Below are 21,101 nucleotides of genomic sequence, written 5' to 3' on the forward strand. Positions count from 1 at the left end.
TGGGCTCGCGCCGCTGATCGTGCGCGAGATCTTTCGCATCATCGCCGAGCTGCGCAAGCGCGGGGTGTCGATCCTGCTGGTGGAGCAGAACGCCCGCGCCGCGCTGCAGGTGGCCGACTACGCCTACGTGCTCGAGACCGGCGCGATCGCCATGGAGGGGCCGGCCGTGCAGCTGCGCGACGACCCGCGTGTGATCGAGGCCTACCTCGGACTCGGCGGCAAGCATCAGGAGATGCTGGCGACCTGAGCTCAGCGGAACACTCGACATGCAAACCCAAACCCCAAAACGTATCTGCATCGCCGGCGCCGGTGCCATCGGTTGCACCATCGCAGCGCGCCTCGCGATGGCCGGACACGCGGTCAGTGTGCTCGCACGCGGTGCCACGCTCGAGGCCATCCGCAACGACGGCATCACCCTGACCGACCTCGAAGGCGAACACCGGGCTGAGGTGCAGGCGAGCGCGCAGGCCGACTTCGGCATTCAGGACATCATCTTTCTGTGCGCCAAGGCCCAGGACATCGCAACCCTGCTGCCGACGCTGCAGCCGTTGATCGGCGACCACACCATCGTCATCCCCACGGTTAACGGTGTGCCCTGGTGGTACTTCCATGGCGAAGGCGGACGCTTTGCCGGTGAGGCCGTCCACGCGGTCGACCCGGACGGTCGCCTTGCTGCCTTGCTGCCCCTGAAGCACATCATAGGCTGCGTGGTGTTCGTCACCGCGGAAGTCGAAAAACCCGGCCATGTGCTGGCACGAAACCCGCATCTCATCATGTTCGGTGAGCCCGACAACAGCATGAGTCCGCGCCTGCTCGACCTGTGCGCGGCGGTTGCCGCAGGCGGCATCGAGGCTCGGCCGCTGGAGCGCATCCGCGACAAGCTGTGGACCAAGATCATCGCCAACACCAGCACCAACCCGCTGTCGGTGATCACCGGCGCGACGCTGGAAGAACTCTACCGCCCGGGTGAGTTGCAGGACACGGTGATCGCGATCAAACGCGAGGTGTTGCTGGTTGCCGCGAGCTACGGCGCTCGGGTCGAGATCGATCCGCTGACCTTTCTCGAACTCGGCGCCTCGATGGGCGCGATCCGCACCTCGATGCTGCAGGACTACGACAAGGGCCGCCCGCTCGAACTCGCTGCGATTGGCGATTCGGTGCTGGAACTGGCCGCCCGCTTCCATCTGCCGATGCCGGTCACGCGCAAGATCATTGCCCTCGCTCGCTTCCGCGGCGAACAACGCTGCAACGGAAAGCATTGAGTTCCCGAACAGATCATTCAAGGACAGAACATGAGCACGCACACAGAAGTCGTCAAACCCGCCCATTGCAGCGATGAAGAGTGGTCGCTGCGCATCCAGCTTGCCGAGTGCTACCACCTGGTGGATTTCTTCGGCTGGACCGAAACCATCTTCAACCACATTTCGGCACGGCTGCCAGGGCCGGGCAATTACTACCTGGTCAATCCCTTCGGGCTGAACTACACCGAAGTGACGCCGGCGAACCTGCTCAAGGTCGACCTCGACGGCAACAAGGTGGAGCCCTCGCCCTACGATGCCAACCCGGCCGGTTTTGCCCTGCACAGCGCGATTCATGGCGCGCGCGACGACATTCACTGCGTGATTCACACCCACACCAATCCGGTGTCGGCGGTTGCGCAGAAGAAGGCCGGCTTCTCCCACGACAACTTCTACGGCGCCCAGCTCTTCGGTCGCGTGGGCTACCACCCCTTCGAGGGCATCACGCTGTTCGCGGACGAGAAGGCGCGGATGCTCGCCAGCCTCGGCGACAAGCACATCCTGGTGCTGCGCAACCACGGTGTCGCGGTCGGCGAGCAGGACATTGCCAAGACCTTCTTCCTGCTGTGGACGGTTCAGCGTGCCGCCGAAATCCAGTGCCACGCTGGCATGATTCCCGGTGAGGACACCCCGCTCGAGGATGCAATCGGGCAGAAGTGCGCCGACCTCACACAGATGCTGATTCGCGACAGCGGATTTGCGACGAAATTCTTCGGCGCGATGGTCCGAAAGATGCGCGCTGCGCGGGGCGCGCTCTGGTGACAGGGTGCCTGGCGTCGCTGCACGCCGGTGCAGCGACCGGAAGCATCTCAAAATAAACTCACTATTTACAATGCGTTAAAGCACTTCCATTCCATTTCATATAGTTCATCTATAAATTATTGAGCAAACTATTGTTTAGCGCTTGACTTGCCTCTCTGTTTGGCAAAAACTTGTCTCACAAAACGAGCTCACCGCGCTCAATACGGCCACAGACCATCATCCTGTGGCCTTGAGTGCGGACCCCAGCCCAGAAAGCAGAGGACCCAACATGAGTAGAAGCGCTCATCTCGACCGGTTTGTCATCGACAACCTGCCGCCTGCCGATACCTGGCCGGAACTGGTATTCGAACGTCCCGAACTCGAGTTCGCCGAACAGCTCAATGCGAGCGTCGAACTCGTCGATTCTGCGGTCACCGAAGGCCATGGCGATCGCCCTGCAATCCTCGGCAACGGCATCCGCTGGACCTATCGCCAGCTCCAGCAACAGGTCAATCGCCTGGCCCACGTGCTGGTGGAAGACATGGGGCTCGTGCCTGGCAACCGCGTTCTGCTGCGCGGCGCCAACACACCCTGGCTCGCCGCCTGCTGGCTTGCGGTTTGGAAGGCTGGCGGTGTGGCAGTGGGCACCATGCCGCTGCTGCGTGCAAAGGAAATCGGCGAGATCCTGAAACTGGCGCAAGTGAGCCATGCCTTGTGCGATGCCAGCCTTGCCGAAGAGCTGCAGCTTGCCGGCGCGGCCTGCCCCCGCCTGCGGCATACCGTGCTGTTCGGAAACGGTGGCACGCTCGAATCGCTGATGGAAGCCAAGCCGGACCACTTCGCTGCCGTCGATACGGCAGCCGACGACCCGGCACTGATCGGCTTCACCTCAGGCACGACCGGCATCCCCAAAGGCACCATTCATTTCCATCGCGACGTGATGGCGATGTGCGAGGTCTTTCCCCGTCACTGCCTCAAGCCCGGCAGCGACGACGTGTTTATCGGCACCCCGCCGCTGGCCTTCACTTTCGGCCTGGGCGGCCTGCTGTGCTTCCCCTTGTGGGCGCGCGCCAGCACGGTGTTGCTCGAAAAGCTCGCGCCCGAGCCCCTGATGAAGGCGATCCAGGACTACAAGGCCACGATCTGCTTCACCTCGCCCACGGCCTACCGTCAGATGACCGGTCTGGTCGGCACCTGCGACATTTCAAGCCTGAAGAAATGCGTATCCGCCGGCGAGGCCTTGCCGACCGACACCCGCGACAAATGGCGTGCGGCAAGCGGCATCCAGATCCACGACGGCATCGGCGGCACCGAGATGATCCACATCTACATCGCCTCCGGACCCGAGGACTACCGGGCCGGTGCGCTTGGCAAGCTCCTGCCCGGCTACCGCGGCATGATCGTCGATGAGGCCATGAACCCCTTGCCGCCCGGTGAAGTCGGCAGGCTTGCGATCAAGGGGCCCACCGGTTGCCGCTATCTGGCAGACGAGCGCCAGAAGGACTACGTGTGCCAGGGCTGGAACCTGCCGGGTGACGCCTTTCACATGGACGAAGACGGCTACTTCTACTATCACGCCCGCGTCGACGACATCATCGTCAGCTCCGGCTACAACGTCTCCAGCCCTGAAGTCGAGTGGGCGCTCATGGCGCACCCGGCCGTGGCTGAATGTGGCGTCATCGGTGTGCCCGACCCCGACCGTGGTCAGCTGATCAAGGCATTCGTGGTCCTCAAGCCCGGATTCAGCGCGGACGAGGCCATGACCCGAACCTTGCAGGATTTCGTCAAGCAGACCGTCGCACCTTACAAGTATCCGCGCGCGATCACCTATGTCGACACCCTGCCACGCACCGAAACCGGCAAGCTGCAGCGCTTCCGGCTGAAGTCGCAGAACTGAGCTATTCGGCGCTTTCCGGGGCGACACCGTCAATGACGGGTCGCCGCCCGAGCGCCCGTCATGAGAAGATTCCGCCTGCAAGCCGTCATCCCTCTGGAGATAAATACAATGATGAAGAAGACCTGCGTTGCCCTCGCCTGCTCCACCTTGCTCGCCAGCGGCGCCGTCATGGCTGCCGACAGCATGAAGGTCGGCATGATGACTACCCTGTCCGGCCCCGGTGCCGGCCTCGGTATCGACATCCGCGACGGCTTCGAGCTTGCAGTCAAGCACCTCGGCGGCAAGCTCGGCGGCATCACCACCGAAGTGATCGTCGCCGACGATGCGCAGAACCCGGAGACCGCCAAACAGATCACCGAGCGCTTCATCAAGCGCGACCAGGTTGATATCGCCACCGGCGTGGTGTTCTCCAACATCATGCTCGCCGTCGGACCTGCCTTCTTCGCCGCCGAAACCTTCTACATCAGCGCCAACGCCGGGCCGAGTCAGTACGCCGGCGCCGAGTGCAACCCCTACTTCTTCAACGTGGCCTGGCAGAACGACAACCTGCACGAAGCCATGGGCAAGCATGTGCAGGACAAGGGCTTCAAGAAGGTGGCGATGGTCGCCCCCAACTACCCGGCGGGCAAGGATGCGCTCACCGGCTTCAAGCGCTTCTACAAGGGCGAAGTCGCCGACGAGGTCTATACCAAGCTCGGCCAGCTCGACTACGCCGCCGAGATTGCACAGATTCGCGCCTCGGGTGCGGACGCGCTCTACATCTTCCTGCCGGGCGGCATGGGGATCAACTTCATCAAGCAGTACTCGCAGTCGGGCATGCTGAAGAAGACCCCGCTGTTCGCGCCCGGCTTCTCCGGCGACGAGGACGTGGTGAAAGCGGTCGGCCCCGCAATGGAAGGCGTGTTCAACACCAGCCACTGGTATCGCGAGATGGACAATCCGGTCAATCAGCGCTTCGTTGCCGATTTCCAGAAGGACACCGGCCGCCTGCCCACGCTCTACGCATCGCAGGGTTACGACGCAGCGCTGCTGATCGATGCCGCGGTGAAGTCCGTCGGCGGCAAGATCGAGGACAAGGCTGCCTTCCGCAAGGCACTGGAAACGGTGAAAGCGTCGAGCACACGCGGCGAATACCATTTCGGCAACAATCACTATCCGGTGCAGAACTACTACCTGCGTGAAGTGGTGAAGAACGCCGACGGATCGGTCAGCAACAAGTACGTCGGCAAGGTCATGGACAAGCACACCGACGCCTACGCCAAAGAGTGCAAGATGTAATGCGGCTGCGGTGCGCCCCCGCGAGGGCGGCGCACCCTGTCTGCAGCGTCCGCGCGGCTTGCGGACCATCATCGTGGCGGCCATGTGCGCGCAGGCGGAGGGCGGATCGTCCTCCATCATCGCCCCTGGCCTGCCTTACCGGCTTTCTCTCAACACAGCACTGAACAGACCCGCCAGCGCCCGCACGGGCCATGGTGTATCTGAGCGTGCCTCCTGACTTCCGGCAGGTCATCCATGCTCTACCTGATCCTCGAACAAGCGCTCAACGGCCTGCAGTACGGGCTGATGCTGTTCCTCCTGGCCGCCGGGCTGACGCTGGTGTTCGGCATCATGGACCTTATCAACCTGGCCCACGGTTCGCTTTACATGATCGGCGCCTTCCTCGCCGCAGCCTTCTACCAGGTGTTCCAGAGCTTCTTCCCGGCCCTGCTGCTGGCCATCATCGCCACTGCGCTGATCGGCGCCATTCTCGAACGCGTGCTTTACCGGCGTTTGCAGCGGATGAGTCACCTGTCGCAGGTGCTGGCAACGTTTGCGCTGATCCTGATCGCGAACGAAACGATCAAGATCATTTTTGGCGCTCAGCCCCTGATGATCGGCATGCCCGAGAGCCTGTCCGGCCCGCTCGAGCTGGTGACCGACGAGCTGTACTACCCGGCCTACCGCATGCTCATCATCGTCGTCGGCCTGATCGTCGCGCTCGGGCTCTACCTGCTGGTCAACCGCACCCGTATCGGCATGTGGATGCGTGCCGGGGCCTCCAACCCCGAGATGGCCGCAGTGATGGGCGTCCGGATCAAGCCCCTGTTCACCTTCGTCTTTGCGCTCGGCGCCGCACTGTGCGCACTTGCCGGCGCACTGCTCGGCCCCTTGCTGGCGGTCTCGGTCGGCATGGGTGAATCGATCCTGATTCCGGCATTCGAGGTGATCGTGATCGGCGGCATCGGCTCCATGCGGGGCGCGCTTGTCGGCTCGCTGCTGGTTGGCATGATCGACACCCTCGGCCGGCTTCTGCTCACCTTCGGCCTCAAGCTCGTGGTCGACTCCGCCACGGCCGCCACGCTCGGCCCCACGCTGGCGTCGATGATGGTGAGCCTGCTGATGGTATGCGTCCTCTTCTTCCGGCCTCAGGGCCTGTTCCCTGCGCGAGGCTGACCGACATGAACCCGACATCCGCACACCTTCGCACACCCGAAACGCCACTTCTGGCCGGGCTGCCCGGCCCGTGGACGGCCATCGCCGTGGTCCTCGCCCTTGCCATCTACCCGCTGATCATGAGTTCGCTGGGCGAGACCTTCTACATCAGTATCGGCAGCCGTGTGCTCATCCTGGCGCTGGCTGCCAGCGCACTCAATCTCGCCCTCGGCTACGGCGGCATGATCAGCCTTGGTCACGCTGCCTTTCTGGGCGCAGGGGGCTATGGCGTGGCCATTCTCGCCAAGTACGGCGTGGTCGCCGCCTGGGTCGCGATTCCGGCTGCAGTCGGGCTGGCGGCCTTCGCCGCGCTGGTGATCGGCGTCATCAGCCTGCGTACCCGCGGCGTGTATTTCATCATGATCACGCTCGCCTTCGCCCAGCTGTTCTATTACCTGGCAGTGTCCCTGCCCGAGTTCGGCGGTGACGACGGGCTACCACTGAGTGCGCGCTCGGAGATTCCCGGCCTGTCGCTCGAGAGCGATCTCGCCTTCTACTACTTCGTACTGTTTACCGCGGGTCTCGCCTTCGTTCTCCTCTACCGCCTTGTGGCCTCGCGTTTTGGCCGCGCCCTGGTGGCGATCCGCGAGAACGAGCGCCGCATGGCCGCCATCGGCTACCCGGTCTTCCGCCTCAAGCTGATGGCCTTCGTGCTGTCGGGCGGCTTGGCGGGCCTGGCCGGCGCGCTGCTCGCCAACCTCAGCATGGGGGTGACGCCGCACACGCTGACCTGGCATCAGTCCGGCCTGTTGATGGTGATGGTGATCATTGGTGGGTCGGGCTATTTCTGGGGCGGGATCACCGGCGCGGCCATCTTCCTGCTGCTGGAGGAAACAATCTCGACCCACACCGAGCACTGGAACCTGATCCTGGGCGCCCTGCTGCTGTTCATCGTGCTGGTTGCGCCAAACGGGGTCATGAGCCTGCGCGAACGCATCCTGGCCGCGCGACGAGCGCCCGCTGCCGTGCCCGGGAAATCCACTGGCGAGGAGAATGCGCGATGAGCCACACGATTCTGCAAGTGCAGGAACTCGTCAAGCGCTTCGGTGGCCTGGTGGCAACCGATCACTGCAATCTCGAGATCCGCGCCGGCGAGATCCATGCGCTGATCGGGCCGAACGGCGCGGGCAAGACGACCCTGCTGGCACAGCTGTGCGGCGAGCTCGCCCCCGACAGTGGCCGCATCCTGTTCGAAGGGCGCGACATCACCCGTCTGCCGATCCACAAGCGGGTGAGCGCCGGCATCGTGCGCTCGTTCCAGATCACCACCCTGCTGCCCAGGCTTACGGTGCGCGAGAACCTGGCGCTCGCCGTGCAGGCACGCACAGGCCACTCGTTCGACTTTCTTGGCACGGTGGCGGACGAGTCCGACCTTGACGAAGGCGCCGAGGACGCCGCCCGCCGCGTCGGACTGATCGACGTCATGGAGCAGATCGTCGGCACCCTGTCGCACGGCAAACAGCGCGCGCTCGAACTCGGCATGGCGCTCGCGTGCAAACCGCGCCTGCTGTTGCTCGACGAACCGATGGCCGGCACCGACCCCGAAGAATCGAAACGCATGGGCGAGCTGATCCACAGCCTGCGCGAGGACCATACCCTGATCCTCGTCGAGCACGACATGGATGCCGTCTTCCGCCTCGCCGACCGCGTGTCGGTGCTGGTCGCGGGCGCGGTCATCGCCAGCGGCACACCCGAGCAGATCCGCAACGATCCCCAGGTCATTTCCGCCTACCTGGGCGACGATGAGTCAGCCGAAACGGAGGCCGTGCAATGAGCAGCCTGCTATCGATCGAGAACCTCGAAACCGGTTACGGCGCCAGTCAGGTGCTGTTCGGCATGAACCTCGAAGTACAGCCGGGCGAGGCGGCCACGCTGCTTGGACGCAACGGCATGGGCAAGACCACGACCTTGCGCGCGGTGTTCGGCCAGTTGCCGGCGTGGTCGGGCGAGATCCGTTTCCTCGGCGAGCGCATCGACGGCCAGCCCACCGAACGCATTGCGCAGATGGGGCTGGCACTGGTACCCGAAGGGCGGCAGATCTTCCCGAACCTCACGGTCAAGGAGAACCTGCTGGCCTTCGCCGCCAACCGCAGCGGCCGAGCCGATCCATGGACGCTGGAGAGTATCCACGCCCTCTTCCCCCGGCTCGCCGAGCGGGCTCAGAACATGGGTAACCAGCTCTCTGGTGGCGAACAGCAGATGCTCGCAATCGGCCGCGCGCTGATGACGAATCCGCACCTGCTCATCCTTGACGAAGCCACCGAGGGGATTTCACCGCTGATCCGGCGCGAGATCTGGCAAGTGCTGGGACGCCTGAAGCGCAGCGGACAGGCCATTCTGGTGATCGACAAATACCTCAACGAACTGATGCGGGTTGCCGATCACCATGCCTTCATCGAAAAGGGCCGCAGCCCCTGGAGCGGCGACAATGACGCACTCGCGGCCGAACCTGAACTCTGGGAGCGTTACCTTGGCGTCTGACCCCACCTCGCTGCCCTATCAGCTGCAGCCCCCACCCGGCACCGATTTGGCGCGCGAATACGACGTCAGTATTCGCGTGCCCGATTTTGCCGGCAGCCTCGCCGCATGGGGTGTGCGTGGCAAGGAAGCGCGCGCAGCCCATCCCGCCGAACTCGACCTGCGCTACGGTCCGGCCGCAGCCGAGACCCTCGACCTCTTCCTGCCCGCGCACGGCGAGGGCCCACACCCCTTGCTGGTGTTCATTCACGGCGGATTCTGGAAGCGTCTGCACAAGGACGATTTCTCGTGGATCGCACCGGCCTTCATCGAGCGCGGTATCGCCGTCGCGGTAGTGAACTACGGGCTCGCTCCAGCCACCACGCTGGACGAGATCACCGCGCAAACCCGGCGCAGCATCGCCTGGCTGTATCGCAAGGCAGCGCACTACGGCATCGACGCCAGGCGCATCGTGGTATCGGGCCACTCTGCGGGCGGACATCTCACCTGCATGGCCATGGCAACCGACTGGCCTGCGCTCGCCCCCGACCTCCCGCGGCACCTCGTCGCAGCGGGCATTGCGCTCAGCCCGGTCGTCGATCTCGCGCCGCTGGCGTCGGTGCCGGTGCTCGATGCCGATCTCGACTTCAACCCCGAACGTGTCGCCACGCTGAGCCCCATCCTGCTGCAGCCCGCGACGGATGCGCCCCTGCTGGGCGCGGTGGGCGGCAAGGAGAGTGCCGAATTCCGGCGCCAGCTCGCCCTGCTTGCCCATGGCTGGGCAGCCGTGTGGAAAGGCGCGGTTGCGATGCCTGAAGATGATCACCTGACCCTGTGCGACGCCTTCGCCCTGCCCGGCTCGGCGCTCTTCGAAGCGGCAATCGAGCTGTTCGACGGGCTGTCGGACTGAATGGCTGAAAGACCTTCAGCCGCAAACAAACTTTTTCATCATAAATTTAAGCGTAAATGATTTAGCCGATTTCAAGGAGTAAAATACGCCATCACCCGGCTGCCCCTGGCCGTTTGTTGCATTTCAAGCAGGTACCACCATGACGCTAGCCCAACACGACCTTTCCGCCGACCAGGATCCGGAAACCATCGACCATGAGACACGTGCGACCGACGATGATCATGAGGCACTGAGGGTGTGGTTGCGCCTGCTGACCTGCACCAATATCGTCGAGTCCCGTCTGCGCAATCAGTTGCGCACGGGCTTCGAGTCGACACTCCCCCGCTTCGACCTGATGGCCCAGCTGGACCGTAACCCGGATGGTCTGAAGATGCGCGAACTGTCGCGCCGGCTGATGGTGACCGGTGGCAACGTCACCGGCCTGACCGACAAGCTGGTCGAAGAAGGTCTCGTCGAGCGCCGCGACGACCCGCGCGATCGCCGTGCTTACTCAGTCCATCTGACCCCGGCCGGCAAGAAGGCTTTCCGCCAGATGGCGAAATCACACGAGGGCTGGGTCATCGAGCTGTTCAGCGGGCTCGACCACGCAGAGAAGACGCAACTCCTCGAACTGCTGAACCGCCTGAAGCGCCACCTCACATCGCTGGACAGCGGCACGCCCTGACCGCCCGGGGTGGCGCGATGCAGGGCGGCCAGCGCGAGTGCGCCAAGCTCACCCGGCCCGACCGTCCACCCGCGCGTAGAGCAGAAACGGCGTGTAGCGCCACAGGTAGAGTGCAAACGCCAGCGCCCAGGTCGTGGCAGCGAGGTGGATGCCACCGATCGCAGCCGCCGGAATGAAGGCCACCGTCAGCACCCGCGCGACAGCGGCCACTTGTACCAGGCCATAGGCAAACGCCTCCAGCCGTCCGGCGACCAGCATGCGCCCGGTGTGCCCAAGCGCCGTGCGGGTCATCATGCCGATGATCAGGCCGCCCGTGGCACCGATCGCCAGTGCATGAACCCCGGCTGACCGTGCCACCAGCCCCCACTGCGAAGCGGCAAGCAGCGCCAGACCGAGCGGAATCCACAGATAGGAGGCATGCAGGATCCACAGCAAGGGCGTGTTGCGCGTTGCCCACGGATTCCAGCCGCCCCAGCGCACCAGTTGCAGCAGCGCCGCGATCAGGGAGATGCCGCCCGCCCAGCCCGTCGCACCCGTTGCCCACAACATCAGCGCAAGCCCGGAAACCAGCGCCGCAGCCAGATCAAAGCGCGCATTGCGCCACTGACGGATGCCACGCATCGAGTTGAAGGTGAACATCGGAATTACACGCCCGCCGATGACGATCTCAAGCACCACCACCAGCCCAAGCGCGATGTGAATCCCCATCAGCGGTTCGATGGCCACCGCGCCATTCACGGTAAGGTGAAACAGCAGATTGGCCGCACCGAGCAGCAGGGGCAGGACGCCGGGAAAGTAATTGCGCCAGCTTCTCGCCTTGATCAGCACACGCAGCAGCAGCGCCGCTGCGACCGGCAGAAAAGCCACATCAACGACGGCCACCCACCAGCCGCTGCCGAAGGCCATTGCCAGCCGGCCTGCAAGCCACAGCGCGGCGAGGCCGGCAAGCTGACCGCCTGCCGGGGTGTCGATGCCGGTCCAGTTGCGGCCGGCGGTGAACAGAAAGCCGACGATCACCGCAGCAGCGAACCCGAAGATCATCTCGTGTGCATGCCACCAGATACCGGGTATCGGCGTCGAGAGCACCCCCAGAAAAACGAGCACCCACAGCGGAATCGCGACCACCGCCAGCGTTGCCGCCAGCAGGTAGAAGGGGCGAAAGGCGAGCGCGAAAAGCGAGAAGGTGTCGGCGGGAATACGCCGGGTAGTCGGCTCTTCGAGGGGAATCAGGGCCATGATGATCTCTGCGGGAGTGGTGTCTTGATGCCCGATTACACCTCACCCCGGCGCGAACAAAAATGACCCCGGTCAATCGCCTGCCCGGCTCCCGCCCTGTTTTACGGTCTACTCCGCTTCGCTGCGGGTCCGCAGCAGGTGATTCACGAAAAAGCTCGAGACCACTTCATCACGCTGATTGAGCGCCCGGTACGCCAGTCGCGCAATGCCCCGGTCCGGCTTGGAACGCGAGGGGCGCAACTCGACGACTTCGACCTCGGTGCGAATCGTGTCGCCGGGCCGCACCGGTGCCAGCCACCGCAGTTCGTCGATCCCGGGCGAACCCATGCTCGATTCGGCGAGCACCCCCTGCTGTATGAACATGCGAAAACACAGCGAGACCACCTGAAAACCACTTGCGATCAATCCGCCATAGATCGAATCTGCAGCGACCCCGGCATCGAGGTGAAATGGCTGCGGGTCGTAGTGCAGGGCGAAACCGATGATCTCGGCCTCGGTAAGCGTGACGCCGCCACAGACAAAGCGGTCGCCCGGCGAGAGATCGTTGAGAAAACGCGATTCCATTCATCCACCCCCAGGACAGAAACAGTACGTGTTACAGCATCCGGATTGCAGTCCCCACATGCGGCTGCGCGGGCATTCGCTGCGGGCGGCGCCGGCCCGCCCGCGCTTGCGATCATGGCCCGAGTCGCCTCGCCATGTACACTGCATCGCCGGGATAGCTGTCCAGCTTTGCCGACTCCTCTGCAACCGGCATGGCAACGCAAAACCCCTGACGCAACCAGAATGCCCTCGATGCCTGCACCGAAACCAGCGTGGATGACTTCAGTCTCGCATCCTGGGCAAAGGCAAGCGCCTTTTTCACCAGCGAGGGACCGACGCGGCGCCCGGCGGCCCGCGGCGAGACGGCCAGATCGTGCAGATAAAGGCAGTCCGGCACGGGCGCTACGCGGAACAAGCCCCCCAGCGAAGTCATCCGCCCCTCCAGCGAAGGGTAGCCCACGAGATATGCGCAGACCCCGTGGCCATCCTCGGCCACCCAGGCGGTCTCGGGTGACGCTTCGAGACGCGCTGCAATCACGTCGATACCCTCGATGAAGCCGTCTCCGTAGGCTTCGGTCTGCACGTCCATGACTGCAGCGAGGTCGCCGGAAACCATGTTCCGATAACGAATACCGCTCATCGGCCGCATCCGCCGGTGCCTCCCGTCACGCCCCTTGTCCCTGCATGCGATGTGCAGTCCGGATCGCATTTCGCGCCCTGCAGATCAATCATCGATGAATTCTCCTGCTGCCCTTCCCGCCTCACCGGCTTCATTCCGGGCGGATGCTGGCGTATCCTCGAACATGCGAGCCTGTTCCAGGCCACATGCGCAAGGGATACGACAACAATGGGCAGACTGCTATTGATCATGGCGCTATGGTGTAGCGCTCTTTTGGGCAACGCAAGCCACGCGCAGGATCAGACGCTCTACGGCGGCTGTGTGGATGCGAAGGGCCGCACGGTCGCTGCGGTCCCCGATCCGGCCCTGCCGTCAGCCGTCAGCACGCGAATCGAGGGCGGACGCCCGGTCATCCGCTACAACCATTCGGCCATTCCGCGCCTGGAGGAACGCGGCCAGCTGTTTCTGTTTGCCCACGAATGCTCCCGCCTCAACCTCGGTCTGCCCGCCAGCGCGCAGCGCACGCCCGCTGGCGCACGCAGGGCCGACTGCTGGGCCGCAAGCACGCTGCTGCGCTCGGGTCTGATCCAGCCTGAAGACCTCGGACCGCTGCAGGACGCGCTCGATTTCAGCGCCGACGAGTGGTCCCGGCTGCCTGGCCCGATTCGCCGCATCGACCTGCGCTCCTGCCCGCGCCACCTGTCGCCCTCCCTGCATGTGCCCGGCCCGGGCCAGGACGACTGGAATACCTGTATCCGTCGCTGTGCAGACGCCTCGCTGTCCTGTCAGGGGGGTGTCGCTGGTCGCAGCGATGCGGCTTGTGATGCGGCGTACTCGCGCTGTGTCGCACAGTGCAATTCGAGCTTCCCGAGATAGGCAGTTCCCCGACACGGCCTGACACCGCAATATCAACTGGAGTAAGGCAATGAACGCCGTACCACCGAGCCCCTCGGGGCAAGCACCCCTGCTACCTGCAGTCGAAATCGAAACCGGCCCGAACCCGGTCACCACGGTCATCTGGCTCCACGGACTCGGAGCCGATGGACATGACTTCGAACCCGTCGTCGGCGCGCTCGACCTCCACGATCTGCCGCCCATCCGTTTCGTGTTCCCGCACGCGCCACCGCGACCGGTGACGATCAATGGCGGCTACGTGATGCGAGCCTGGTATGACATTGTGTCGGCAGACTTTTCTCAGCGCCGTGAAGACCCCAGGGGCGTGCACGAATCGGCGGCCCAGATCGAGGCGCTCATTGCCCGCGAGAACGCCCGTGGTGTCCCGGACAGCAATATTGTTCTCGCCGGGTTTTCGCAAGGCGGCGCCATTGCGCTGCACGTCGGCCTGCGCCGCAAAACACCGCTCGCCGGCATCATGGCCTTGTCCACCTACGTCCCCTTGGCCGATACGCTGGCCGACGAACTTCAGGAAGCGAGCCGGAGCACACCGGTGTTCATGGCCCATGGCCGCGACGACAACGTGATCCCCTGCGATTTCGGGCGCAAGTCCTGCGACCTGCTGCGCAGCCACCGTCTCGCAGTCGCGTGGCACGACTACCCTGCCGATCACACCGTAACCATGGACGAGTTGCAGGACATTCAGGCGTGGCTGCACACGCTTCCATTCGCGGGCAAGGCTGCGCGCTGACGGTTTTCCCTGGGCTGATCCAGGCTTGTGGAACAGCCACGGACGGATGCATGGGCGGTTTCCTTGCGACCCCGCTCAGCCATCCGTCACACCCTTCCCGCTCATGTATATCTCGCGATTGGCGCATTGACGACCACAGCCAGAACGTGCGGCGGAGGTTTTTTCGGTATCGCCCGTAAGGTTTCGCCCCCGACTGTCGACCAATCAGTGCCCGGCCGATTTCAGCCAGGAAGCGCTGAGTTCCGGGGCCATTCACATCCAATCGATACCGAGGAGACACCTATGTCCAACATGATCAACGGCGCCCGCATGGCAGCCATGGCCGCAGCCTTTGCCGCATCCTCCGTCGCATTTGCCGCCGACGCACCGGCAGGCTCAAGCGGTGCAGCGATTGCTGCAAACGACACTGTGCATTGCTACGGCATCAACGCATGCAAGGGCCAGGCCGACTGCAAGACAGCCCAGCACGATTGCAAGGGCATGAATTCGTGCAAGGGGCACGGGTTCAAGGGCATGAAGGCCGCAGAGTGCCTGGACGCCAAGGGCACGATTGGCGACATCAAGTAATGCCCGCCCGGGTGACAGGGGGATGACACGCCCCCTGACACCCGATGCCATGCACGCACCCACAGGTGATCAGAGAATGAACACGCAGTCCCTGCCTGCCGTCGAGACAGACCGGCGCGTTCCCACGCTGGGTTTTGGGCTGGGCTTGCGGCCGGTGCATTACGCCGAATTTCTCAGCGCACCGCAGGACGTCGACTGGCTGGAGATCATTTCCGAGAACTACATGGTGCAAGGCGGAAAGCCGCTTGCCATGCTCGACGCGATCCGTCGTGACTATCCGCTGGTGATGCATGGCGTATCGATGTCGATTGGCTCGACAGAGCCCTTGAACCGGCAATATCTAAGCGACCTGAAGGCGCTTGCCAGACGCATCGAGCCGGCATGGATTTCGGATCATCTGTGCTGGACAGGCGCGCACGGTGTGAACCTGCACGACCTCTACCCGCTCCCCTACACCGAAGAGGCGATCCGGCACGTCGTCACGCGTATCCGCCAGGTACAGGACATGCTCGAACGCAGAATGGTGATCGAGAACGTCTCCAGCTATCTCAGCTATGCAGACTCATCGATGAGCGAATGGGCGTTTCTCACCGCCATCGCCAACGAGGCAGACTGTCACCTCCTGCTCGACGTGAACAACATCTACGTCAGCAGCGTGAATCACGGTTTCGACCCCATGCAATTCATCAACGGGGTTCCCGCTCACCGGGTGCAGCAGATCCATCTTGCCGGACATTCGAACGTCGACGGTTTCATCATCGACACCCATGACGCAGCGATCATCGATCCCGTGTTCGACCTCTATGCAGCCGCATGGCGACGATTCGGTGCGGTCAGCAGCATGATCGAGCGCGACGACAACATTCCGCCGCTGCCAGACTTGCTGACGGAACTTGCGCACGTGCGCCGCATTGCGGCCTCATGCGCCCGCAGGCCGGACGCAAGCACGCCGGAGCCAGCACCATGTCCGACATGAGCCTTGCGGAAACCCAGGCCCGGCTGAAGGCCTACATTCTCGACACCAGCAAGGACACGGCGCCCGTGCTGCCCCTGCTCGATGGCAGTTTTGGGCTCGCGCGGGATGCAAGGCTAGCGGTCTATCATCGCGCCTATCGCGCACGGCTGCGCGATGCACTCGGCACGGTGTTCGAACGCACCTGGATGTATCTCGGCGACGACGAGTTCGGACGGGAGGCGGAGCGCTACATCGAGCGGACACCGTCGCTCAGCCCGAACCTGCGCGACTATGGCCACCGCTTTCCGGATGACCTGGCGGGCTCGATGCCGGCCGATCCGGAAGTGAGCGAGCTGGCGCAAATGGACTGGCTGCTCCATGACGCTTTCGATGCGCCCGACGGCCCGCGCCTGCAGCCCGACGCGCTAACGCAACTCTCTGACACTGACTGGGAGCACGCGAAATTCATTTTCGCGCCCGGCACTGCGCTTGCCACGTTTGCGTGGAACACGATCGAGGTGTGGCATGCCCTCGACCAGCAGCTCACACCGCCCCCCGCCCGCGCCCTGCCACAGGCATTGCCCTGTCTGTTCTGGCGCAATGACAAACAGAGCAGCTTCCGCTCGCTGTCTGCAGCCGAGCACTTCATGCTCGACATGCTGCTCGCCGGCAATGGCTATGCGATGAGTTGCGGCATCCTCGCCGAACGCCATCCGGATGCGGCCGGCTTCATTGGCCCCTGGTTGCAACGCTGGCTGAGCGAGGGGCTGATCAGCGCTGTTGCCACAGGCAAAGCGGTGACAATGCCTCGGCAGATGACCGAGCGGTGACGAAATGAACAGCCGTGGCAGCGCACCGCTTCCCGAACCCCACACGCTGGTCACACATGCTCACGGCGCAATGCAATGGCTGAAACGCCATGCCCGCCTGCTGGCCGTGCTGAGCTTCACCGCCACGATCCTGCTCGTTGTGCACATCACTGGCATTCGCGAACACTTCGGGCTGGATGTCATCCGCGCGCAATTCGAGAGCCATCTGATAAGCGGCACGGCAACATTCGTGCTGCTGTTTGCGCTCGGCAACCTGATTCAGATTCCGGGCTGGATCTTTCTCGCTGCCGCGGTGCTGTCGCTTGGCCAGGTCTGGGGCGCCGCCGTTACCTATGTCGCAGCCGTCCTCTCCTGCACCCTCGTTTTCGTGCTCATCCGGTGCTTGGGCGGCAGCGCCCTGCGCGAGATCGACAACCGTCTCGCACGCAGCCTGCTGACGCGTCTCGATAAACAACCCATCCGCAGCCAGTTCCTGCTGCGCACCCTGTTCCAGACTGCACCTGCGCTGAACTACGCGCTGGCGCTGTCGGGCGTGGGACTGCGTCATTACGTGCTGGGACTGCTGGCGGGCTTGCCGCTGCCAATCGTGCTCTACAGCATCTTCTTCGACTACCTGGCAATGGCTCTCCACCTGATCTGAACCCGCGCAGCTGACCCTGCATCAGACCCTGAAGCGCGCGATCAGGTTACGCAGCTCGGCCGACATCCGCTCCAGGCGCTCGGCCTCGCTCGCGGCACTGGCCACCGCAGCGTCGTTCTGCCCGGCCATGTCGGCAATCCGCGCGACGTAGCCGCTGATGCTGCGCACCGAATCGGCCTGGGTACGCATCGCAGCCGTAATCAGGTCCACGCCCTCCGATGTCTTCGCCACCGACTCGCTCGCCGACGATAGCTGGCTCGAAACGGCTTGCAGGAATCCCTCGCTGGCAGCCAGAGACTCCTGCCCGCGCCGGATGGCACCGCTGACATCGTTGGACCGGCTGTTGATCGCCTGAGTCAGACGGTCGATCTCGCTCGCGGAGCTGGCCGACTTCTCCGCCAGCTTGCGTACCTCGTCGGCCACCACCGCAAATCCCCGGCCCTGCTCTCCGGCACGTGCGGCCTCGATTGCAGCGTTGAGCGCGAGCAGATTGGTCTGTTCGGCGATATCGCGAACCTGCCCCGTCATGCCGCGAATCTCAAGCGTGGTGCGCACGAACTCCGACACCGATGACGTAATCTGCTCCACCGCCGTGCGCACGATGCCGATCTCACCCTGCATCCGGGTGAGCCCCTTGTAACCCTCGTCGGTCTTGGTGCGTCCGTCGCGCGCAATCTGATCCACCTCGCCGGCGTTGCTCGCCACCTCGCCGATGCTGTCCGACATCGCGTTGGCCGAGCTGGCCGTTTCCTGGGTCAGGCGACTTTGCTCGGCCGATCCGCCGGCAACCTGACGCGTCGCCTCATTCATTGCGCCGGCCGTCCTGCTCAGGTTGTCGGCGCTCGATTTCAGCGTATTGATCACTTCGCCGAAGGACCCTGCCATGCGGTTGAAGCTGTCGGCGATATCCGCAAACTCATCCCGGCTGCCGACGTCGATCCGATAGGCAAGCTCGCCGTCAGCAAGGCGCCGTCCGCCTTCAAGCAGGTGCGCGGTCCCCTGTTGCAGGCTGAGATAGGAGCCCATCGACAGATATCCGGCAAGCGCGAGCCCGAGTGCAACAAGACCGAGATTGACCGAGCGTTGACCCGAGAGCGCGCCGGCCCGCTCCGCGAGGCGCTCCGTGAGCGCAGCGATAACGGTTTTCTCGAGATCCGCCGCAGCCAGACGGGGCGCATCGGTCTTGCTCAGTGCCTCTGCCACCGGGATGTTGATGTCGGCAACGTTGACGAGGCTCCCGTCGATCACACGTCGCATGCGGTCGAGCCCCGCCTGGATGTCGTCCAGGCCCTTGTCCAGCGCCGGCTTGAACGCGGGCGCCGCCTTGCCGATCTTCTCGGTGTTCTCGCGAATGCGGGCGAGCTGTGCAATGGCATCGGCGGTCAGGCGTTCCAGGCGCCCGATATCAGCAGCATCGATCATCTGAATGCTGGCAATGCTCGAGGCCTTGAGGCGGATCTGTCCAAGCGCGTCGAAGAGTTGCGGCAGACGGTTGACGAGGGTGTCGTAGAGGTAATTCGTATCGACCTCAGGGTCGAGCGGCAAGCCCGCATGATCAGCAATCAGGCGCGCCTGGGCGGCCAGTCGGTCACCGAAACGCTGGTGCAGTTCGCGGATCTCAGGCGTAGACGAAGCACCGATCACCGACTTGAAGACATCCCACTCCTTTTCGAGCGCCAGCCACGCTTGCTCAAGATCCGGCCCCGCACCTTCGAGTCCGGTCTTGCGCGCGGCGGAAAGCGCTACGCCGATGCGCTCACGCAAGGCAGCAGCCTCCTTCTCCGAGGCGGACTCGCCGAGAGAAAACAGTGATGAGGCCAGCAGGTGCTGGTCCAGCAACTGACTGGTTTCGCGCAGGGCAACGACGTGCTCCACGCCCGTTTGCTCCGCCTCCGTCGTCCGCAGCCTTTCGCCAACTGACTGCAGGAACTGGAACATCAAACCGGCAATGAGAATCCCCCCGGCGGCGCCGATGAGGATGAAGCGCGTCGCAAAGCGCAAACTGTTCATCATGCGCACGGCCGGCGCAAAGAGGAACTGCATAATCTGGTCTCCTGAGTGCTCTGTTATTTTTCGCGTAGTCTGCTAACGACAACGTCGAACATAACTTTAGCGTTAAAGCACTCAGCCACGCGCCTGTGGAAATCCACAGCACACGTGCGGGGGAAGGCCGCCCCGGCTAAAACACGTAAGGCGAACAGCGCAAACGAGGAAATCTTCGCAACGCACACCCGAGGTACAGAGCCTCGATCACTCGACGAGGCCTCGCATCAGCGTTGGCATTGCGCGCGGCGAACACGTGCCAGCGCAAACGAAAGCATTGAAATCGTGATCAGGAACAGCGTCCCGGGTTCGGGGACGGCCGCGTAGAAGCTGTCTCCGAGAATCTGGTGGGCCGCAGTCGTCGGGTGGACAGGATCAAAGAAAAGAAAACCAGGACAGCCGGCGATAACGTTCCCCAGATTTGTCGGATCGTCCGGATTGAAGCACGGCTCGGTCGCGTTAAGAAGTCCGAACTCAACCGGGTTCTCGATCACGTCGTGCAAGAGCCCGGCAGTGTCGAACTCGATGAGATTGAAATCGGGAACACTGGGCAGGATTGCCGCGCGTACGCTGCCCAGAGCCGCCTCAAGCGCCTGGTTGAATCCGACGGAAAGCGCGCTCAGTGCAAGACGGTCCCCTTCCGGCAGGGCCAGACCAAATGGTGTTTCACCGAGATTCGGCATATTCGGGACAAGCAGATTGCGCACCCCGATTGATGCCAATGCACCGACCGAACCAATCAAATTGGATACAGCATTCGACGCCGCGCCCACCGGATCACCTCCGGTCCCAAGCGCGAGAAAGATGTCATTCGCGCCAGCCCAGAGCATGAACAGGGAACTGTCCCGATCAAAAACAGTTCCGCTCCCGGCAAAGACCTCGATCTGTTTTTGAACGCCTGTCATTTCCAGTGCGTTCGGCAAGGGCAAGAGCCCCCGCGTTTCATAACCATAATTCAGCACACCCGTCGTCGCCCCTCCTACCGCGTAATTTGTGCCGCCCACGGACGAAGGCAGAAGCGGGACGCCTAACCGATCCGCAAGATACTGGGTTGCAACCGGCCCGTTTGAGAACTGTTGCGCATAGGGCGGCGAAGGTGGCCATACCCCGCTGGCAAGCCGCCAGAAGTTGCCACTGTCGGCAAGACTGTCACCGAACACGTAGAGCGAGGAGTATGCGGCAAGGACAGGAGCCTGAAATGCTGACATGAGTACAACGGCTGCGACTAGGCGACGGAGCATGATTGCGCTTCCCATTAAATATGGAGCAAGACCCGCTGGAACCGGCAGGACGACGCAAGCAATATCCGAACCAAATATTTAAAACAAGATATTTCAAACAGATGAAACAGCTCTTCAGCATGCTGCGGTATCTTGTGTAAGTTATTCCGACAGTTGAGAGCAACGGCAAGGCATGCTGTGCGACATATCCTGGCAACATTCGCTGGAAAATGCCTGCAATCTGATCAGACAAAAAAACGCGCCTGCGCCGACCATAAGCCGGTCAGGGCAGACGCGAAACACAGCGGACAAGCGGGAGAGGGAGGGAGGCTTGCCCGCCGAAGGGGGTGAAGCCGCTTAGACG

At 63.3% G+C, this 21,101-nt stretch carries 22 protein-coding genes; 17 read left to right on the forward strand and 5 right to left on the reverse strand.

The genetic code is table 11. The features are described from left to right. The 11 genes from AC22G6_RS21000 to AC22G6_RS21050 form a co-directional block, all read left to right on the forward strand. A partial coding sequence (locus AC22G6_RS21000; RefSeq protein ID WP_487368395.1) for an ABC transporter ATP-binding protein C-terminal domain-containing protein occupies nt 1–247 on the forward strand: 247 nt, incomplete at its 5' end. A 19-nt stretch (nt 248–266) separates the two neighbouring features. Next, nucleotides 267–1,262, forward strand: coding sequence for a ketopantoate reductase family protein (locus AC22G6_RS21005; RefSeq protein ID WP_487368396.1), 996 nt, complete (start codon nt 267–269; stop codon nt 1,260–1,262). 30 nt (nt 1,263–1,292) lie between these two features. Beyond that, nucleotides 1,293–2,060 carry a class II aldolase/adducin family protein gene (locus tag AC22G6_RS21010; protein WP_487368397.1) on the forward strand — a complete coding sequence of 256 codons (768 nt, stop codon included), beginning with the start codon at nt 1,293–1,295 and terminating at the stop codon, nt 2,058–2,060. 268 nt (nt 2,061–2,328) lie between these two features. Beyond that, a complete protein-coding gene (locus tag AC22G6_RS21015; RefSeq protein WP_487368398.1) occupies nt 2,329–3,936 on the forward strand; it encodes an AMP-binding protein in 1,608 nt (535 codons plus the stop codon). Nucleotides 3,937–4,044: 108 nt separating this feature from the next. After that, nucleotides 4,045–5,214: an ABC transporter substrate-binding protein gene (locus AC22G6_RS21020; RefSeq protein WP_234418973.1), complete on the forward strand. Its 1,170-nt coding sequence runs from the start codon at nt 4,045–4,047 to the stop codon at nt 5,212–5,214. Between the two features lie 234 nt (nt 5,215–5,448). After that, nucleotides 5,449–6,369 (forward strand): branched-chain amino acid ABC transporter permease, encoded by a 921-nt coding sequence (locus AC22G6_RS21025; protein ID WP_487368399.1) that lies wholly within the window; start codon nt 5,449–5,451, stop codon nt 6,367–6,369. A 5-nt stretch (nt 6,370–6,374) separates the two neighbouring features. Then, nucleotides 6,375–7,412 carry a branched-chain amino acid ABC transporter permease gene (locus tag AC22G6_RS21030; RefSeq protein WP_487368400.1) on the forward strand — a complete coding sequence of 346 codons (1,038 nt, stop codon included), beginning with the start codon at nt 6,375–6,377 and terminating at the stop codon, nt 7,410–7,412. Then, the gene (locus AC22G6_RS21035) at nt 7,409–8,182 is read left to right on the forward strand and encodes an ABC transporter ATP-binding protein (protein WP_487368401.1); all 774 of its coding nucleotides are present in this window, start codon (nt 7,409–7,411) and stop codon (nt 8,180–8,182) included. The genes AC22G6_RS21030 and AC22G6_RS21035 overlap by 4 nt, the downstream gene beginning before the upstream one ends. Further along, on the forward strand, nt 8,179–8,889 hold the full coding sequence (locus tag AC22G6_RS21040; protein WP_108948100.1) for an ABC transporter ATP-binding protein: 711 nt from the start codon (nt 8,179–8,181) through the stop codon (nt 8,887–8,889). Before AC22G6_RS21035 ends, AC22G6_RS21040 begins: the two co-directional genes overlap by 4 nt. Continuing rightward, nucleotides 8,879–9,775, forward strand: coding sequence for an alpha/beta hydrolase (locus AC22G6_RS21045; RefSeq protein WP_487368402.1), 897 nt, complete (start codon nt 8,879–8,881; stop codon nt 9,773–9,775). Before AC22G6_RS21040 ends, AC22G6_RS21045 begins: the two co-directional genes overlap by 11 nt. Nucleotides 9,776–9,914: 139 nt before the next feature. Beyond that, nucleotides 9,915–10,439, forward strand: coding sequence for a MarR family winged helix-turn-helix transcriptional regulator (locus AC22G6_RS21050; protein WP_487368403.1), 525 nt, complete (start codon nt 9,915–9,917; stop codon nt 10,437–10,439). A gap of 48 nt (nt 10,440–10,487) precedes the next feature. Here the strand turns inward: AC22G6_RS21050 and AC22G6_RS21055 are convergent, their stop codons facing one another. The 3 genes from AC22G6_RS21055 to AC22G6_RS21065 form a co-directional block, all read right to left on the reverse strand. Further along, on the reverse strand, nt 10,488–11,675 hold the full coding sequence (locus tag AC22G6_RS21055; RefSeq protein WP_487368404.1) for an NnrS family protein: 1,188 nt from the start codon (nt 11,673–11,675) through the stop codon (nt 10,488–10,490). A 108-nt stretch (nt 11,676–11,783) separates the two neighbouring features. Continuing rightward, nucleotides 11,784–12,239, reverse strand: coding sequence for a MaoC family dehydratase (locus tag AC22G6_RS21060; RefSeq protein ID WP_108948096.1), 456 nt, complete (start codon nt 12,237–12,239; stop codon nt 11,784–11,786). 112 nt (nt 12,240–12,351) lie between these two features. Continuing rightward, nucleotides 12,352–12,858: a GNAT family N-acetyltransferase gene (locus tag AC22G6_RS21065; protein ID WP_487368405.1), complete on the reverse strand. Its 507-nt coding sequence runs from the start codon at nt 12,856–12,858 to the stop codon at nt 12,352–12,354. 207 nt (nt 12,859–13,065) lie between these two features. Here AC22G6_RS21065 and AC22G6_RS21070 point away from each other — a divergent pair, with 207 nt between their 5' ends. From AC22G6_RS21070 to AC22G6_RS21095, 6 genes are all read left to right on the forward strand, one after another. Beyond that, nucleotides 13,066–13,713 (forward strand): hypothetical protein, encoded by a 648-nt coding sequence (locus AC22G6_RS21070; protein ID WP_487368406.1) that lies wholly within the window; start codon nt 13,066–13,068, stop codon nt 13,711–13,713. Nucleotides 13,714–13,762: 49 nt separating this feature from the next. After that, nucleotides 13,763–14,482, forward strand: coding sequence for an alpha/beta hydrolase (locus tag AC22G6_RS21075; RefSeq protein WP_487368407.1), 720 nt, complete (start codon nt 13,763–13,765; stop codon nt 14,480–14,482). Nucleotides 14,483–14,764: 282 nt separating this feature from the next. Then, entirely contained in the window at nt 14,765–15,049 is a 285-nt protein-coding gene (bufA2, locus tag AC22G6_RS21080) for a BufA2 family periplasmic bufferin-type metallophore (RefSeq protein WP_108948093.1), read from the forward strand. A gap of 76 nt (nt 15,050–15,125) precedes the next feature. Continuing rightward, a complete protein-coding gene (bufB, locus tag AC22G6_RS21085) occupies nt 15,126–16,025 on the forward strand; it encodes an MNIO family bufferin maturase (RefSeq protein ID WP_487368408.1) in 900 nt (299 codons plus the stop codon). Beyond that, a complete protein-coding gene (locus tag AC22G6_RS21090) occupies nt 16,013–16,834 on the forward strand; it encodes an HvfC/BufC family peptide modification chaperone (RefSeq protein ID WP_487368409.1) in 822 nt (273 codons plus the stop codon). The genes bufB and AC22G6_RS21090 overlap by 13 nt, the downstream gene beginning before the upstream one ends. Before the next feature lie 4 nt (nt 16,835–16,838). Then, a complete protein-coding gene (locus tag AC22G6_RS21095) occupies nt 16,839–17,474 on the forward strand; it encodes a VTT domain-containing protein (RefSeq protein WP_487368410.1) in 636 nt (211 codons plus the stop codon). Between the two features lie 21 nt (nt 17,475–17,495). Here the strand turns inward: AC22G6_RS21095 and AC22G6_RS21100 are convergent, their stop codons facing one another. Continuing rightward, a complete protein-coding gene (locus AC22G6_RS21100) occupies nt 17,496–19,517 on the reverse strand; it encodes a methyl-accepting chemotaxis protein (protein ID WP_487368411.1) in 2,022 nt (673 codons plus the stop codon). 227 nt (nt 19,518–19,744) lie between these two features. Continuing rightward, nucleotides 19,745–20,725: an SGNH/GDSL hydrolase family protein gene (locus AC22G6_RS21105; protein ID WP_487368412.1), complete on the reverse strand. Its 981-nt coding sequence runs from the start codon at nt 20,723–20,725 to the stop codon at nt 19,745–19,747. Nucleotides 20,726–21,101: the final 376 nt, after the last annotated feature.

It is taken from the genome of Parazoarcus sp. PS-13 R2A (genome assembly GCF_057621855.1).